Genomic DNA, 16,754 nt, shown 5'->3' with positions numbered 1-16,754 from the left:
AACGTTATAGATAATACCATTCTCAATTAATCATTGTCAACGACGAGATAAGAAATTCTGACATTCTTCGGACGTCCCATAAAAGACGAACTCCGGCTCCCCTTCGACGAGGTGCACCTCAATGTCAAATCCGTGCCAAGAAGCGTCATGCCACTTATTAGGGAGTGAGAGCACGACCGCTTCGTATTGATCATTCAAATCAAGGAGCGACCGTTCAAACTGTGAGAAGATGGCCAATTTTGAAGGCTTACCGGCATGAAACATCCGGTCTTGAATCGAGCGCCCGGTCCGTTCCCGCGACAGCTCGAACAGCCCCATCCGTGTGAAGCCGTACACTTCGACACGTCGTGGGTCACGCGCCCCGAGTTCTTTCATCTTTTTAAGGAGACGGGTCTGCCCTTCCTTTGAACCACGTAAGAAATCGATGATGACCATGCCGCCGATATTTCGCAGACGCAACTGCTCCATGATCGAATAGAGCGCGGCTTCATTGATGGTATCGGCCGCACGCCCCTTGTCTTTGACGGCGACATTTTTGCCACTATTCACGTCGATGACGGTCATCGTCTCGACTTGTTCGATCAAGACGAACGCCCCACCATCCAACCAGACGGCACGACTCTCCAGTTTCTCGATGGCTCCATCGAGACGTTTCGCTTCAGGCATCCGCCCTTTTCCGATATGACGTTTCACCGGGACATCCAATCGTTCGAGTCGCGTTTGCCCTTCTTTGTCATTCAACAGCACGGACTCGACTGCATGACGTCTCACGAATTGTTCGCATAGTAGCTCGTCTTGCCCGAACCTTTGCTCGATCACTATGGTCGAACGGTTACGCAATCGATTCAGTTCTTCCTGTAACGCTTCCGGGGCCACTTGTCCGGCTTCCGTCCGAAATAAGACCCCTTCCTCTTCCGTTAAGTCGAGCGCCTTTGAGAGGCGGTCCTGCGTGACGAGGTCGAGTTTCCGGCTGAACAGTTGACGACGTCCAAATGGGAAATACACAAGATATCGCCCACCGAATCGAATGTTCTCTGTCACTTTATGATGCTTGCCGTTGATTCCTTCTTTTGTCACTTGGACGAGTCGCTTTTCTCCGACGACTGCCGCTTGCCCGATGGCGGGCACTTCCGGATACGAGGCGAGCGCACGGAGCGTCTCTGCGATCGGGAGAAAGTATGTCGTCTCCCCATCCGTCAAAAAGGCTGCCCCGAGTGACGGGTGGATCCTTTCAATTGCGGCTTCGACGATGGTCCCGACAGACAGTTGGTCGACAAACCGTTCCTCGACTTCGAGTAATCGTTCGCCGTCCACGAGCATCGCCCGTTCGATGGAAGGTGTTCGTTCGTAGATTAGCTTCATCTGCATCACTCCTTTCGACAGAAAAAGGCAACTTCCGTTGCCTTTACGCTTTTTTCATTCCAAATTTCATCATGAGTCGTGCCCAGAAGCCGACCGGTGCCGTCTCCGTCTGAATCGACATGAGCGGGACCGATTCGCCAAGAATACGGCGCGTGATGTTCCGGTACGCCTGCCCGGCATAGTTATCCGGATTCATCGTGACCGGGACACCGCGGTTCGCGGCTGCGATGACTTCCTCATCGTCGATGACGACACCGAGTAAGTCGATCGACAGGATGCGCATGATGTCATCGATGTCGAGCATGTCGCCCGATTCGACGAGATGATTCTTGACTCGGTTGACAATCAGTTTAGGCGCATCGATATGTTCCGCTTGTTCGAGCATCCCGATGATTCGGTCTGCATCTTGAACCGCCGCCTTTTCAGGTGTCGTGACGACAATCGCCTCATCCGCACCGGCAATCGCGTTCATGAACCCTTGCTCGATTCCAGCAGGACAGTCAATCAAGACGAAATCGTATTCCGTCTTCAACTGGTCAACGATTTCCTTCACTTGTTCAGGATTCACTGACGTCTTGTCTTTCGACTGTGCGGCCGGGAGTAAATACATCTCCTCGAAGCGTTTATCGCGGACGAGCGCCTGATTCAACTTACATTGACCCGTGATGACATCGACAAGGTTATAAATGCTCCGGTTGTCGAGACCGAGAATGATATCGAGGTTACGCAATCCGATATCTGTATCGACGAGACAGACCGAGTGTCCAGACAAGGCGAGCCCCGTCCCGATGTTGGCGGTCGTCGTTGTCTTCCCGACGCCCCCTTTTCCTGATGTCACGACGATGGCTCTGCCGTTTTTAACTTCTTTTTCTGTATGTACAGGCTCCACTACTTGCTCCATTCCACTCACCCTCTCTGTAATTCCATTGCATATGCGTCTTTCAGACCTGTCATGACGTGGCGGAGACGTGTCATCTCAATCCCATCACTCGTCTGATACGCACAACCCATCTCAATCTCAGGAAGTTCTTCCTCGTCATCGGCTGTGAGTACATGTTCGCCGATTGCTAAAAACTTCGGATGGAGCAGGCTCGCGGTGATGACCGCTTCTTCCCATCCTTCGACACCGGCGCGTACATTTCCTCGTATCGTCCCTAAACAATAAATACTTCCTGTCGCCCGGACCTCTGACCCGGGATTGATATCCCCGATCACGAGCACCGAACCGTCAAACGTCAAGACTTGCCCACTCCGAATCGTCCCGCTGTGATAGTGGAATGTCTTTCTGCCGTACGTCGCTTTCGCTTCTTCTGTCAACATGACATCGCTCGACAAGTCTTCAATATAAAAAACGCCATGACGAGCGACGACCTCACGAATTTGACGTGACAGCTCCTCGTCAATATAACGAGTACCCGCGTGCAACTTCAGGGCAATCTTTCCGGACGGCGGCTCCATTTCTTGTAATGTCGCTTCTAAGTCCGTAAGCACCTCGTCGATGCCACTCTTCGGATTGAAGTGAATGGCAATGCCGTTGCGATGTCCTTTAATCGTAATGTGTCGTTTACGCTCCATCATGGCTACCCTCTTTTCGCAACAGGGCGTGTCGTCACATAACGCGTCATCGGATAATAAAGAATCACGATGGCGATGGCATTGACGAGCATCGTCCCTGGAATCTGTTCAACCAATAGTGTTTGAATCGTCATCAACGTCCCACCAATCGCCGCCATGATCCCGTAAATCGCAAAGGTGAAAACGAGAATCATAAACGTGAACGTAATGGTGACGGAGAAGAAGTTCTCACCTATATATTTTAACACGAAGCTGGCTAAGAGAGGAATGAGTGAAAAAGTAAATACATAGATTCCAATCAGGTCGGTGTAGACGATATCATACAGCAGTCCGAATACAAGCCCAAACCCGAGTGCCGTCTCCCATCGACCGTACAGACTGACAAACATCAACCCGATCAGCGTCAACAAAAGAAACGGCGTGGCGTAGTGCCAAGAAAAAATCGATGCCCATGTTCCTTCAATAAGAAAAAGGAGGAACAGGGCGATGAACACTTTCATGTTACTCACCCGCTGCTCCTCCTTCCTCGGGACCCGTTAAAAACGGTTCGTCTAGTGTCCGATCAATCACGTACATTTGTGAGAACTCATTGAAGTCAGCCTCCGGTTTAATCCGGGCGACTTGTGAGACGCCATATTCATCCGTCTCGATCGATTCGATCGTACCGATGACGAGTCCGGCCGGATAACGTCCACCGAGTCCGGACGTCGATACGATTTCTCCTTCTTTCAGCTTGACGCTATTCGATACTTTCGTGAAGAACAATTCATTCGTCTCCGTGTCGAATCCGTCTACCGTCCCATACGTCGGTTTGCCGTCCGCATCTTTGACCACAGCCGAGACGTTGTTCGTCCGGTTGTTGTCGCTGAGCAGTTGAACTTGCGACGTATAAGCACTCGTCTGAATGACACGACCGACCATCCCGCTCGCTGCGGTCACGGCCATGCCCTTTTCAACGCCGCGTTCTGAACCGACGTTGATGGTGACGTAGCGTTGCCAATCGTTCGGTGTCCGACCGATGACCTCCGCCGGAATGAGGTCGAAGTCACGTAACGACTCGTCTCTTGCTTCGACCATCTTTCGAAGCTCCTCATTCTCACGGCGCAAATCATCCGCTTCAACCGATACCTCGGCGTACTTCGCCAAATGTTCTTTCAGCTGGCGGTTCTCTTCGTAGATATCGCGGACATCTGAGATGGACGAGACTGTTGAGTCCATCCACCCGATTGGTACCGCGAACACTCGCTGGAACGTGCCGACCACATCACGCGTGACATCTTGGTACCAGGCTGATTCCGATCGTCCTCGAATCGAAACACCTAAAATGACGAAAAACAAGATCAGTACAATTAGCGTGATGATGAGCTTTTTATTACGTACGAATCGGCTCATCGTGTCTCACCTCTCATCGACGTGACGAGATGCCTGATTTCGAACGGAGGACGTCCATCATTTCAAGAGATTTTCCAGTCCCGACCGCTACGCAGTCGAGTGGCTCATCCGCAACGAGTGTCGGGATGTGTGTCTCGTCTGAGATCACGTCGTCCAAGTTTTTGAGGAGGGCGCCGCCGCCAGTCAAGACGATTCCGCGGTCCATAACGTCAGCCGCAAGTTCTGGAGGAGTTTGCTCAAGCGTTTGCTTGACCCCTGCTAAAATCGCTTCGACTGTATCAGAAAGAGCTTCACACACTTCTGCAGACGTGACTTCGATTTGTTTTGGAAGTCCTGTTACGAGGTCGCGACCACGGATTTCCATCTTCTCCGCTTCGTTCGATGCATCGATGCGCGCCGAACCGACTTCCATTTTGAGCGTCTCAGATGTACGCTCCCCGATCATGAGGTTGTACTTGTTCTTGATGTAACGAATAATGGCATCATCCATTTCGTCACCACCGACACGAATCGATTGGCTTGTCACGATGCCGCCGAGTGAGATCACTGCGACTTCGGTCGTACCGCCACCGATATCGACGACCATCGAGCCAGTCGGTTCCCAAACTGGGAGGCCTGCTCCGATTGCTGCCGCGAACGGTTCTTCGATTGTGTATGCTTCACGAGCGCCTGCTTGTTTCGCAGCGTCTTCCACGGCACGTTTTTCAACAGACGTGATACCGCTTGGGACACAAATCATGACGTTCGTCTTCGATGAGAACAAACCGCCTTTTGATTTTTGAGCTTGCTCCATGAAGTATTTGATCATCGTCGCTGTCGTTTCGAAGTCAGCGATGACGCCGTCTTTCATCGGACGACGTGCAGAGACGTTCCCCGGAGTACGTCCAATCATATCTTTGGCCTGGTTCCCAACGGCCTCAATTCTACCTGTATCTGTGCGGAACGCCACGACGGACGGTTCACGAACAACAATTCCTTGACCCTTTACATAAACGAGCGTGTTAGCCGTTCCAAGGTCGATTCCGATCTCTCGGTTAAAACTACGAAACATAGGTGTTGCTCCTCTCTTCATTACACTATTTTTTATTATAACGGAAAAATCATGTTTGAAAACGTTCATTCGATTACAGGTTATTTACAATAACCGCATCTCAGTCCTGTCTCACCGTCTATTAGTTTGCCTTCTTTTCGGCAAAAAGGCAAATCAAAAAAGCAGACGCAAGTGAGCGTCTGCCTAAGGAGAGAGCGGTTACAATCCCGGTTGGAGCGGAAGCAGTAACATCGCTCCGTAAAAGAATACCGAGAAAATCAACACCGGTCGAAAGAAGCGGGATGGCTTGAGTCGGGTCGCTCCTGCCAAAAAGCTCGATGTCGTCACGACGAAAAGGTAGATCCCAATGTACATGAGCAGGAGGCGGACGAGTACCGTCCAGATGCCGAGTTGATTGAGTTCATTGAAAGAGAGCACGATCATACCGAGATAAGCGATGAGCGATAGAACTCCTACGCCAACACCGACGAGCGGCGAGACGCGGTCGAGCCAGTGGTCCTGATCGAACCGCATAAATAGCGCTGTGCTCACAAATAAAAACAGGATGAACACAACGATAGAGAAGATGGTTGGTTCTAGATGTATATAACTCACAAAAAGCGATAATCCGACCATCAGTATCCAAATTATTTTTTCCATAAAAACACCTCATTTGTTTTCTAATCAACATCTTGATTCGATTAGAGAAAACTACTTTAATTGATCACATCACAACTTTTTCAGTGTGGCGAGAATAGATTGTTGTAACACGTCATGACGATGCTCTTCATTAAAACGCACATAAAGACTCTTCAAGAATGTTTTGACGTTGTGGACGACGTACCAATATTTTTCCTCGCCAAGATGTTGCTTACGTTTCTCCAAGAGGTGTGGAAGCTGTTCTACATGGCGATGAATGACTTCAGAATCCATCCCTCGTTCGAGTAAACGTAGGAGTGGATTGATGAGACGTTCGTCTTCATTATGCGCCAATACGTCGTTACGCATGATTTGAATGATAATGACATCGAAGAGTTGTGGAAATGATGCTGGATCCAGTTTCGGATTTGCGATCAGTGCGTCCACCGCATCTGCCGCGTGGGCAATCGAATGGGCCCATCCCTTGCCATTCACATAACCTCTTGTATCTCTCTCGAGCTGAAGATATCGAATCAAACCTTCTGCTGCCTTCCGGAATTGGTCTTCTGTCAAAAAGTCCTCTTCAACGTCTCGATGCAGAATCAAAGCCATCAATAGAGTCGTGAAAGCTCTCGTGAAGACAGCGTCCGACTGCGTTTCCTCAATTCTATGAAACAAAAGAGCATGCAAGGACGTCTCAAGGAGTTCACTCATCTTGTCGAAATCGATGTCTTTTTGTTCGATGATGAAGCGAAAGAACATCGTGTATATGAGTCGATCACGGAGTTCGCCGTCCGGTGACCCGATATGCTGAACCATGCTGGTGAGAATGGCTTCTTTGTTTTTTTCGTAATACGTCAAATCCCCATCTTTCATCATCTGAAGGGCTTCTTTTAATTCGTTTTCCGACAGTACATTCATATGCGTACACCGCTCTTCTCAATTTGATTCATCATCTACTCTTTGGCCAAAAGACAGTTTAAATAGCACTGTTCATTCAGATCTTTCATTCGGATGTTGTGATGACTCTTCTTCTCCGGAATAGATCATCCACAAACTCAACATCAAACAAATCAATCCGCCTAGACCAGTCGTGATCAAGGACAATTGCTCACTAAAAAAGGATTTACTGACTGCTAAGAAAAGAAGAAATCCCCATCCGATCACATTCCATATCGTGATTCGCGACATTCGGTAACCTCCTATGTACAAACTTATGCATCATTATTTCTACGCTCTTCAAATTCTACACTTCCATTCATCATTTTCCAACTATATCCAAAATTTAATGAGGTTATACGCATTATCCGAAATCAGTACAATTGAATAGTGAAGGAAGATGACTGACTTGTTTTTAGTCTATTTGAAACTTAACTGTAGATGAATAACCCTGAGCAATAAAGAATCGCTAATAATGATGATTAACACTTTTTACGAAGGAGGATTTATAGTGAAAAAGAGAATTTACACGACTTTAACTATATTTGTCATCATAATCATTGGAGGGTGGTTCCTCTATGTTGATTCGAAGAAGGAACAGTTAGAAGAAATGGTGTACGAACATTTAGTGGAAGATAAGCAAGTCCCTAAAAATGAAATCGTGAGTGTTACCGCGTTTAATGCAAACCTTCCAAAAGATAAAAATTACTTAGTAAGTGTCAAATTAATGAATGACCCTAACACCTATTATTACTACCGAGTATCGAACGGCTCCATAGCTCTAGAATCTTACACGGACGAGAACAGAGAAGAACATGTATCACCTTAGTCCATCAGTTTTTTCTATCCATTGTATTCTAGACTTCTATGAAAATGTGAATGAAATCAATTAAAAAAGCAGACATTGCGATGCCGATGATATTTCCTTTTTCTATAAATTTCTGAAACACTTCGACGTCTTCCCGACTCGGTCTCGCGCCTCACTAAGATGGAGATACTCAAGTTCGAATATGCTAAATTCTAATAAGAGTAAGTAAATATTGTTAGAATCTAGCAAACAAAACCACCTATAACAGGTGGTTTTGTCGTTGAGAAGATTAATTCAACTGTCGACTTTACAATCTTTGTGTTTATCATTAATTCCATAAAAAACTAATGACAAACCAATAATCATGGAAATTAGACCGCCAAGTCCAGTTGTTATTATTGAAGACTAATCAGGATAAAATTCTTTACTTAGAGTCAGGAACATTAAAAATATCCATCCTACAAAATTAATCTTATGTTTTTTTGACAACTATACTCCTCCCTACAACTTATCAGTTTTTACCTTCTTAAATGATTAACACCTTACAAGTAGCAAATGTTCCTATATAAAAACCTGAGCCCGCTGGAAACATGGACTCAGGTTAGAAAGGTCGCCTAACTATACTATTTAGTGTCTAACTGTCTACTTCCTCACTTTTTTATTTAAATTAGTGAAGGAAAGAGGAACGCGAGATAAACCTTAGAGCGAATGGCCTAAATGAACAGCCTCGCACATATATATCAACTAAAATAGATATATTAAATTCATTTCTCAAGATTTTCGATGGTCTTAAAAACTCTCGTATACATTTCATTGACATTACTTTCATTCTCTACACCATCAATAAGATCAAATCCCCAATACAGATGTCCATCTTGCGACTTTTGCAAATATCCTGCAATATACGAATCATATATATCAGGAGCATCTTCATACGATAAGTCTTCTAAAACAAAAGGTAAATATCCTTTAGTAGATTGTACAAAAAATGTTGGTACCGACAATTTTCTATATACATCCAAATATTTTTCTTCATCAGCCTGCTTTAAATAATCATGCATAATAAATATTGCGTCAAAACTCTCTGAGGTTGATTTAGTATCTTCAAGTTCTTCGAAAGATATAGCAGTAAATTCAACATTCTCTTCTTTAATCTCTGGATTACTTCCTATAACACCAATAACTAAGTTTCTACCTTCATAAACTGTAGGTTTCACTTCCGATGAAGGCTGAGATGTACACCCAGACAAAGCCATCACAGTTAAAAGAAAAATATAAAATATTTTTTTCATGAACAGACTCCTTTTCACCTTCAAACTAAATCATACCATTTTTCTAAATTAATATATTGCAGTTCGAATAGATACCGCTAATTAATAGTCATATTTTTACATATAAAACGTCAACTAAAAATCAAAAAAATCTATAAAAGACATATTTAAGATGGTGAATCATTCAAGAAATTCGATATGATCTCATTCGATACGAGCATCGATAAACCTAATCTTAGAAAAGACTCCATCTTCCTCATTTCTCACGAGTAAAAGCGTGTTATTTTTATACCATAATTGTCATTACCATTTTTTTCAACCTGTCAATTCTTATTACGGGGCTATTCTATCCTTGTCATAAATTTCTTAAGGCTAATGAACTGAATCATCTTTATAATTATTAAATAAGTTCAAACAAAAACCACCCGCTGAACTACCTTTGAGATTGAACATACTGGTCCAACTGTTTGCGGCGGTTCTTTGAGGTGGTTATTACAATCAATTTATGCTCTTTCTGATAAATATCTGTTCATAATCTCTAAATGATGCATGCTCGATAGCTTCTTGACTATACCAAATCCTGAATATCTAGATGCGTTATATAGTTCAATAAAGTTGTTTAGCCCTGATGACTGGTTTTTATTCTCTAATCCTCTTTCCCAAAGAACTAATTTATGTATGGCCACTGAGAACTTACCTGCTGGGTTAGAAATATCATTATTCGCGTCTGAGACAAAATGCTTTATTCTAAGTTTGTCTTCATTGTCAAAATAGATAATGTGAATAGCTACTGCTCGAGGCGCAAAGCCGCCATCCTGATATTCAGCAGACAGTGTTGGATAGTCTGAGAAAGCTATATAACCTTCCTCACTGTAGTACAAATAATCTTCCGATAAAAACACGTCTTCATTTCCCCCGTAATCAGAGTTTCTATCTTGTCTTACAAAACAGTCTCTCAACAATCAGATTTGTTCATTTGGGTCGATAACTCGACTATGTCTAAGCGAGTGATTTACGAGATGGAGATTTCGATTCAAATTATGACTACTAAACGCCGAATATGAGTTTAAGTCTTCTGTTCTATTGTAAATTTAGTCCGTAAAACTAATAGCACATAAGGTGAAAGAGTGTTACAGCTTCCATCAACTACTGATGTATGTGTAATATACGTCCTTCAAGCTGCGAAGATCATATAATTGGCAGATTTCATCTTTCCTAGACTAATTTCAAAAACATAATTCATTATGGTGGATATAAAATTGAACGATGAAGTCTAAAAGGTGCTCAAGAATGAATTTTGACCAAAACAGATTTTGCACAACTACAAAACAGCAACTTCGGGGAAAACAAATTGTAAACCGTACAAATTAAAAAGCAGACATCACGATGCCTGCTCTCTACTTCTTACCCATTCATATATCCCCGCTGCTTCATGCTGACGTAATGGTCTTCCCCGATGATGACGTGGTCGAGACAGGCGATGCCGACGATATTGCCCGCCTCGACCAACCGTTCAGACACCTCGATGTCTTCCCGACTTGGGGTCGCGTCCCCGCTCGGATGATTGTGCACGGCGATAAAGCACGCCGCCGACAACTTGAGCGCCTCACGAAACACATCGCGTGGGTGGACGATTGACGAGTTGAGCCCTCCGACGAAGAGCGTCTTCCGCGCAATCAGTTGGTTCTTCGTATTCAAATACAAACAGACGAAATGCTCCTGATTCAACAATCTCAATTCATCTCGCAACAACTCATAGGCGTCTTGCGGCGAACGAATCGTCGGCATACTCGCTTTCGGTTCCTCGACGTATCGAATCCCGATTGTGAATGCGGCGAGGAGTTGCTCTGCCTTCTTCTTCGTCATCCCTTCGATTTTGCATAAGTCGTGGACGGACGCTTGTGACAACGCCCGTAACGTCGGGTAGACGTCCGAGATACGACGAGCCGTCTCCATCGGGTCAGGTCCCCGTCCTCCGATTTGAAGCAATCTGGCGATGGCGGTCTCTACACTACGGTCAAGCACCATGGTCATTCCTTCACCTACTTTCAAGTTCACAGGAAGCGAGGCGTCACCCCATGCCGGTCGAGCGTCTTGACGAGCGGATGAATCGGCAATCCAACGACATTATAAAAATCCCCTTCGATTCCTTCGACGAAGAGACCACCCGATCCTTGAATCCCATACGCACCCGCCTTATCGTAGGGTTCTGTCGAATCTAGATAATCCGCTAGCCAGGTTTCAGGAATCTCAGCGAACGTCACACGCGTCGACGTGACGAACAAATCTTGGGTCACACCGATGATACTCACACCCGTCAGCACTTCATGGGTCGAACCGGATAATCGTTCAAGCATCCGTTTCGCATCCTCCCGGTCTGTCGGTTTCTCTAAGATGACCCCATTCAAGACGACGACCGTGTCCGCGCCGATGACGATGGCATCACGGTGTTGCCTTGCCACATCCATCGCTTTCTCCCGGGCCAGACGAGCGACATAATCACTCGGTGTCTCCCGACCGTCTGTCCCTTCCGTCACGGTCGATGGGATGACCTCATGCTTGATTCCAGCTTTCGTCAATAGCTCGGTACGTCGCGGTGACATCGAGGCGAGAATGACACGCTTCTGTGTTGAATTCATTGTATCGACTCCTTCTCTTCTTCCAAAACGGCGTTCCTTCCCGTTTCGGTCTTCACTGTTGATTGTAGGCAACGTGCCTCCTAAACACAATTACCCGCGACGAAAAACACGTCCCTTCAATTGCGAAGGGACGTGCCGACTTATGGTGTCGTATAGTCGTATACCGGGATATCCTTTTGCTCAAACGCCGGTTCCGGAATGTATCGGTCTGGAACGAGTTGGTCGAGGTCCGGACGATAGAAGGCATCGAGCTCGACTGTAAACTCGAGGGACTGCACTTCTTCGACCGTATTCGGTCCCGTCTCGGCAGGTCCGGTAAATTGAACCGTCCGTAACACGTGAATCCGATTCATCGACTCGATCGACTCCAAGAAGGAGACGAGCGCTTCATACGTCTCTGCTTGCAAGTTGACCGTTGAACGGACCGTTGAAGCGTTGACAGGTGCAACGTCCGTTGGTTCAGCCGGTTCATTCGTCGCACTCACATCAGCCGGATTGAACGGCTCGACCGTTTCCGGTACTTCTGACTCAGCCACAACGCCATCCGCAAATGCGATACTTGTCACATTGACACCCGCAAGAAGACTTGCCTGCGACAACGCCTCAACGACCGTGTCGAGGGCAGGAACTGTTGGAACCCGTGTCTGAAGAGTCTGAGAGTCCGCTACATCAACGGCTTTTCCTTCTTGGCGCAATAACTCCAGTTTTGTTTGTTCGAGCGAGAGGTCGCGTTCAAGCGCTTCGACCTCTCCTTGTTTGACGTAATACGTATAGCCAAAGTAAGCCGGTGCGACGATTGCGGCAAGGAGGCAAATCGCAAATAACGCGTAGATTGTCGAACGTTTCATTGACTCACCACCTCCTCATCCGTGTCCTCTTCCTCTGTCAACTCGTCTTCCACGTCTTGGAACATGAACGTAAACTCTCCGATATAGCGTGGGAGCGGATCTTCTTCTAATGAGTTTTCCTCTTCTTCTGCATCCACATCCGCTTTCAACTCCGTCGTCACACCGAGGAGTTTGACGTCGAGGAACCGCTCATCTGTCATGAGCGAGCGCTGGAATGCGTTCAAGTCTTCTAACGTCTCGAATTGGGTTCGGACGCTCATGATGGAACCATCCGCGTAGTTATACGTCAAGACGTAGCCAGTAGGCGGCAACTGCTCAGTCAACGCGCGCAGCGCTGGGACCGCATCCTTTTCCATGTCGGTCAACGCCGTCACGGTTTGGTCGAGCGAGAGCACTTGTTGCGCTTTCGAATTCACTTGTTCCGTTTGATAAATTTGAACGAGCTGTAACTCTTCTTCGATTCGCGTCTGTTCTGCTTTTAGTTGGTCGACCTCATAGTACAAGTATCCGGCCGCCCCTCCTCCGAGAAGAAGGGCGACGAGACCTGTCACGATCGGCCAACGGAGTGTCACGTCCGTCGAATTGATGAAGTTCGTGTCCCGATCGCGCTGAAGCGTCGCCATCCCAAGGAGTGGCAACATTTGATGCGATAGCGGTGTCCCGTGAGCGATGGCGAGCGGTTGCTCGACACGCGTCACCGAGACAAGGGACTCAGCCTGAATCATACGGACAAGATCATCGACTTCCGGAACAGTTCCAGAGACGTATAACTCATCGATGGCCCGACCATCCGTCCGCAGCGAGTAACGATAGAAATCGAGGAAGCGAGCGAGTTCGTTCAACCAGTCATCCAACTGATTAGCCTTCATCTCACCGGTCCCATCATATGTATAGGTCACGACACCATCTTTCGTCCCGACTTGGTACGGGAGGTCCAGTTCAATCGAGCGGATGAAACGGATCTGCCCTTCCTCAAGGACGAGCAATTGATGTGAAAACGGCGTGATATGCCAGAGTAATGTCGATTGAAGCGGATCAATCTCCGATAAACGTATGACCCCATTGGCGACCGCGACAGAACGTGGCGTAATCTTCTTCAACGCTAGACCACGCTTTTTCATGTACGCACGGAGCGACTTCGTCAATTCAATCGAAACGGCATGCAACATAACGTCCGTCTTGACCCCGTCTTCTCCTAACACTTCGTAGTCGAACGACACGTCATCGAACGGCAAGATGATTGAGCTCCCGATTTCCATGAAGAGATAGCCACGAATCTCGTCCTTCGGAATCGAAGAAGGAATCTCGACTTTCCGTGACAACACTTCGGTCTCGTCCAATGCCACGGCACACGTCATCCCGCGTCGCACTTTCAACTTGCGACAGAGTTCATCGAAAGCGAGACTGAACGCCGTCTCATCGAGAATCTTCCCTTCTCCATACGCATCTTTTGCTAACTGAACCGAGGCGCTTCGTTTGAACACCCCTTGTTTGATGACGGCCCCGTGGATGCTGAGCGCATCAAACGAAAAATACGTGACCGTCCCTTTCTCTATCCCACGACTCATGATCGTTTCCCCCTACATCAACTCAAAATACCAATCAAAAAAACTTTCACTAAACCAAAACGTCAACATCGTCCCGAGCGCAATCGACGGGACGAACGGAATCGGTTGCTTTCGCCCGATTTTTTTTGTGATCATCAACCCGATCCCGACAATTGCCCCAATCAAACTCGATAGAAACAAGGCAACTAGCACGTCACGCGGACCGAGCACAAGACCAATCATAGTAAACAATTTGACGTCCCCTGCCCCAAGTCCCCCTTTTGACACGAAAAAGACGGTCGCTAGGAGCGAAAATCCGAGCAACGCCCCCACAAGTGGCGTCCACCAAGATGCCCCTGTCAGATAGGTGAGGAGGAGTAATACCGGTGCCGTGAATTGCAAGATGACATTCGGCACGAGCATCGTCGATAAATCAGACATCGCCAAAGCGAGTAAGGTCGACAAGAAAGCGAACGCGAGAAGCGTCGTCACACTGAATCCGTAGAGTGAAAAGCTATAGCCATATCCAATGGCTCCAAGTAATTCAAAGATCGGATACGTCGGCGCGATCCGCTCGCCACACCCGTGACATCTGCCTCTTAAGGCGAGATAGCCGAAAATCGGGATGAGTTCCCACGGTGACAATTCGTGACCGCAAGACGGACAATGTGACCGCGGCGTCACGATCGATTGCTGACGTGGCACGCGGAGCCCGACGACGTTGGTGAACGATGTGATGACCGCCCCGAGGACGATGCTATATAGGAATCCAATCGATTCAATCAAGGAAGGATCCTCCTTTTGTCAGTATATGCCAAAAATAGAAAACCGGCTAGGCTGAGCTAGTGCCCAGCGCCAGCCGGAGTGAAAACTAAATTAGTCAACTGAGTCTTTATTTAAAGCACTCGCATCATCAGGTGCAGCAGAAGTCCCGATGTCTTTTGCTCCATCCAACCAAACCGTATATGTGTATTTAGCACCTGTTTTTGTAACATAAACAACACCATTATTATAGTTCGAACCGAACGGATCCTTCATAGTATCAATCATATTTGAAGCATCTACTTCCGTAGTACCTTTTGTTCCTACGAAACGAATTGCAGTTCCCGTAGCAACGTCATTCGAAGCAACATACAACTTCGCCGCACTGACCATTTGCTTCGCATCGGCGACCATTGCATCTTTCTTCGAGTTTTCGATGATCCCACCAATCGCAACGACTGCGATGGCTGCGATAATTCCTAAAATAACGACGACGACGAGTAACTCGACGAGTGTGAGCCCACGCTCATCTTTTAACTGTTTGGCATCTTGCCAAATCATTTTCAACTTCTCTACCATGATTCATTCTCCCCTTTTGCGTAATGTGCTGTGTGTAAACTAGATAAATTACTTTAGACCTAATATAGAAGTAGAACAATTTTACTATACCTTCTAAATATAGTATTGAAAAGGTATATTTTCAAAAGCTTGCATATTGCTTTACTGATTCTGAATATCACCATAGATTTGGAACATAGGGACGACGATCGAGATGACGATGACCCCGACGACACTTGCCAATACGACGATGAGAAGCGGCTCGATAATCGACTTCAAGCGGTCGGTTGTCGTCTCGACCTCCGTCTCATAAAACTCAGCGACTTCGTTCAACATTGAATCCAAATCTCCGCTTTCTTCCCCGACGGCGATCATCTGAGTCATGAGTGCCGGGAAGTTCGCATTTCGCATGAGCGGCTCGTGAAGCGGGACCCCTTGCGCCATCATGTCACGTGCCTCCGTCAGCCCTTTCCGGATGACGCGGTTCGATACGATACGTTCGGTGATTTCAATCGCCGTCAAAATCGGGACGGCCGCTTGTAGAAGGACCGCTAAACTTCGCGTTAGCAATGCAATCTGAGATTTCATCACAATCGTTCCGAAAATCGGCATCTTCAATAGCAAGCCATCGATGACGAACCGTTCCCGGTCCCGCTTCAACATCCAGGTGAAGGTGAGAACTCCAAGAATTGCGAGTCCGAGTAACAACCACCAGAAGGCCGCAATGAAATCGGAGACCGCGACGACAATGCGCGTGATGAGCGGAAGCTCACCGCCGAGTTGACCAAAGATGCTCGCGAAGGTCGGGACGACGTTCACCATTAAAAAGGCGACCACGCCGATGGCGACGATGGAGACGACCAACGGATACGTGAGGGCAGAAATGACCTTCCGCTTCACATCATATTGTTTTTGAAGTTGGAGCCCGATTTGATCGAGCGCCTCCTCCAAGTTCCCGCTCGTCTCACCGGCAAGTGCCATCGAACTAAAGAAGTTCGAAAAGACGCGTGGGTGCTTTTTGATCGCCTCGGAATAGGCAATCCCTTCCTTCAAATCATCCTCGACTTGACTCAGTGCTTTCTTCAATACGTTCGACTCGGTCTGTACCCGTAAGATTGAAGTCGCACGAACAATCGGGACACCCGCCCGGATGAGCGTCGCGAACTGACGGACGTACATGATCAAGTGTTCGATTTTGACTCGTTCTGGCAGCAAGTTGACCTCTTTGTTCAGTCCAGTCGATTCGAGCTCGGCCAAGTCCGTTACGAGAATAGATTCTTGACGCAACTTTTCTTTCGCTTCCCGAAGCGAGACGGCCGTGACGCGACCTTTCTTACGCTTCCCGTTCAGGAGCTTTCCTTCATACTGAAATATCGCCATCACT

19 protein-coding genes are annotated in these 16,754 nt (G+C 47.2%); 1 reads left to right on the top strand and 18 read right to left on the bottom strand.

What is annotated here, in order from left to right; translation table 11 throughout:
• Nucleotides 1–36: 36 nt before the first annotated feature.
• The 9 genes from GVY43_RS00945 to GVY43_RS00905 all read right to left on the bottom strand — a co-directional run bounded on the left by GVY43_RS00945 (nucleotide 37) and on the right by GVY43_RS00905 (nucleotide 7,189).
• A complete protein-coding gene (locus tag GVY43_RS00945) occupies nucleotides 37–1,362 on the bottom strand; it encodes a ribonuclease E/G (protein WP_159561990.1) in 1,326 nt (441 codons plus the stop codon).
• A 43-nt stretch (nucleotides 1,363–1,405) separates the two neighbouring features.
• Nucleotides 1,406–2,263, bottom strand: a complete 858-nt coding sequence (gene minD / locus GVY43_RS00940; protein WP_015881151.1) for a septum site-determining protein MinD — start codon at nucleotides 2,261–2,263, stop codon at nucleotides 1,406–1,408.
• A 5-nt stretch (nucleotides 2,264–2,268) separates the two neighbouring features.
• Nucleotides 2,269–2,937, bottom strand: a complete 669-nt coding sequence (locus GVY43_RS00935; protein WP_230872790.1) for a septum site-determining protein MinC — start codon at nucleotides 2,935–2,937, stop codon at nucleotides 2,269–2,271.
• Between the two features lie 5 nt (nucleotides 2,938–2,942).
• On the bottom strand, nucleotides 2,943–3,437 hold the full coding sequence (gene mreD / locus GVY43_RS00930; RefSeq protein ID WP_049759982.1) for a rod shape-determining protein MreD: 495 nt from the start codon (nucleotides 3,435–3,437) through the stop codon (nucleotides 2,943–2,945).
• 1 nt (nucleotide 3,438) lies between these two features.
• Nucleotides 3,439–4,329, bottom strand: coding sequence for a rod shape-determining protein MreC (mreC, locus tag GVY43_RS00925; protein ID WP_047795500.1), 891 nt, complete (start codon nucleotides 4,327–4,329; stop codon nucleotides 3,439–3,441).
• 13 nt (nucleotides 4,330–4,342) lie between these two features.
• Nucleotides 4,343–5,380, bottom strand: coding sequence for a rod shape-determining protein (locus GVY43_RS00920; RefSeq protein WP_074037493.1), 1,038 nt, complete (start codon nucleotides 5,378–5,380; stop codon nucleotides 4,343–4,345).
• A gap of 198 nt (nucleotides 5,381–5,578) precedes the next feature.
• A complete protein-coding gene (locus GVY43_RS00915; protein WP_159561989.1) occupies nucleotides 5,579–6,019 on the bottom strand; it encodes a hypothetical protein in 441 nt (146 codons plus the stop codon).
• 69 nt (nucleotides 6,020–6,088) lie between these two features.
• Nucleotides 6,089–6,919, bottom strand: coding sequence for a DUF2785 domain-containing protein (locus GVY43_RS00910; RefSeq protein WP_159561988.1), 831 nt, complete (start codon nucleotides 6,917–6,919; stop codon nucleotides 6,089–6,091).
• Nucleotides 6,920–6,991: 72 nt separating this feature from the next.
• A complete protein-coding gene (locus GVY43_RS00905) occupies nucleotides 6,992–7,189 on the bottom strand; it encodes a hypothetical protein (RefSeq protein ID WP_074037499.1) in 198 nt (65 codons plus the stop codon).
• A 259-nt stretch (nucleotides 7,190–7,448) separates the two neighbouring features.
• Between GVY43_RS00905 and GVY43_RS00900 the strand changes: the two genes are divergently transcribed.
• On the top strand, nucleotides 7,449–7,766 hold the full coding sequence (locus GVY43_RS00900) for a hypothetical protein (RefSeq protein WP_159561987.1): 318 nt from the start codon (nucleotides 7,449–7,451) through the stop codon (nucleotides 7,764–7,766).
• A gap of 743 nt (nucleotides 7,767–8,509) precedes the next feature.
• On the opposite strand, the gene GVY43_RS00895 is transcribed toward GVY43_RS00900, so the two are convergent.
• The 9 genes from GVY43_RS00895 to GVY43_RS00855 form a co-directional block, all read right to left on the bottom strand.
• Nucleotides 8,510–9,037, bottom strand: coding sequence for a hypothetical protein (locus GVY43_RS00895; RefSeq protein WP_159561986.1), 528 nt, complete (start codon nucleotides 9,035–9,037; stop codon nucleotides 8,510–8,512).
• A 482-nt stretch (nucleotides 9,038–9,519) separates the two neighbouring features.
• Nucleotides 9,520–9,975: a sce7725 family protein gene (locus GVY43_RS00890; protein ID WP_256369440.1), complete on the bottom strand. Its 456-nt coding sequence runs from the start codon at nucleotides 9,973–9,975 to the stop codon at nucleotides 9,520–9,522.
• Between the two features lie 445 nt (nucleotides 9,976–10,420).
• Nucleotides 10,421–11,044 carry a DNA repair protein RadC gene (radC, locus tag GVY43_RS00885; protein WP_148209592.1) on the bottom strand — a complete coding sequence of 208 codons (624 nt, stop codon included), beginning with the start codon at nucleotides 11,042–11,044 and terminating at the stop codon, nucleotides 10,421–10,423.
• Between the two features lie 26 nt (nucleotides 11,045–11,070).
• Complete coding sequence (locus tag GVY43_RS00880; RefSeq protein WP_159561984.1) at nucleotides 11,071–11,655, bottom strand: nucleoside triphosphate pyrophosphatase; 585 nt, start codon at nucleotides 11,653–11,655, stop codon at nucleotides 11,071–11,073.
• A 140-nt stretch (nucleotides 11,656–11,795) separates the two neighbouring features.
• Nucleotides 11,796–12,503 carry a hypothetical protein gene (locus GVY43_RS00875; RefSeq protein ID WP_159561983.1) on the bottom strand — a complete coding sequence of 236 codons (708 nt, stop codon included), beginning with the start codon at nucleotides 12,501–12,503 and terminating at the stop codon, nucleotides 11,796–11,798.
• Nucleotides 12,500–14,071 (bottom strand): pilus assembly protein PilM, encoded by a 1,572-nt coding sequence (pilM, locus tag GVY43_RS00870; protein WP_159561982.1) that lies wholly within the window; start codon nucleotides 14,069–14,071, stop codon nucleotides 12,500–12,502. The genes GVY43_RS00875 and pilM overlap by 4 nt, the downstream gene beginning before the upstream one ends.
• Nucleotides 14,072–14,083: 12 nt before the next feature.
• Complete coding sequence (locus GVY43_RS00865; RefSeq protein WP_159561981.1) at nucleotides 14,084–14,836, bottom strand: A24 family peptidase; 753 nt, start codon at nucleotides 14,834–14,836, stop codon at nucleotides 14,084–14,086.
• Nucleotides 14,837–14,926: 90 nt separating this feature from the next.
• Nucleotides 14,927–15,391, bottom strand: coding sequence for a prepilin-type N-terminal cleavage/methylation domain-containing protein (locus GVY43_RS00860; RefSeq protein WP_159561980.1), 465 nt, complete (start codon nucleotides 15,389–15,391; stop codon nucleotides 14,927–14,929).
• Nucleotides 15,392–15,532: 141 nt separating this feature from the next.
• Entirely contained in the window at nucleotides 15,533–16,750 is a 1,218-nt protein-coding gene (locus GVY43_RS00855; RefSeq protein WP_159561979.1) for a type II secretion system F family protein, read from the bottom strand.
• Nucleotides 16,751–16,754: the final 4 nt, after the last annotated feature.

The organism is Exiguobacterium sp. 8H (genome assembly GCF_902506255.1).
Taxonomy (GTDB): Bacteria; Bacillota; Bacilli; order Exiguobacteriales; family Exiguobacteriaceae; genus Exiguobacterium; species Exiguobacterium profundum.
This window is presented reverse-complemented; position numbering and strand designations above follow the sequence as displayed.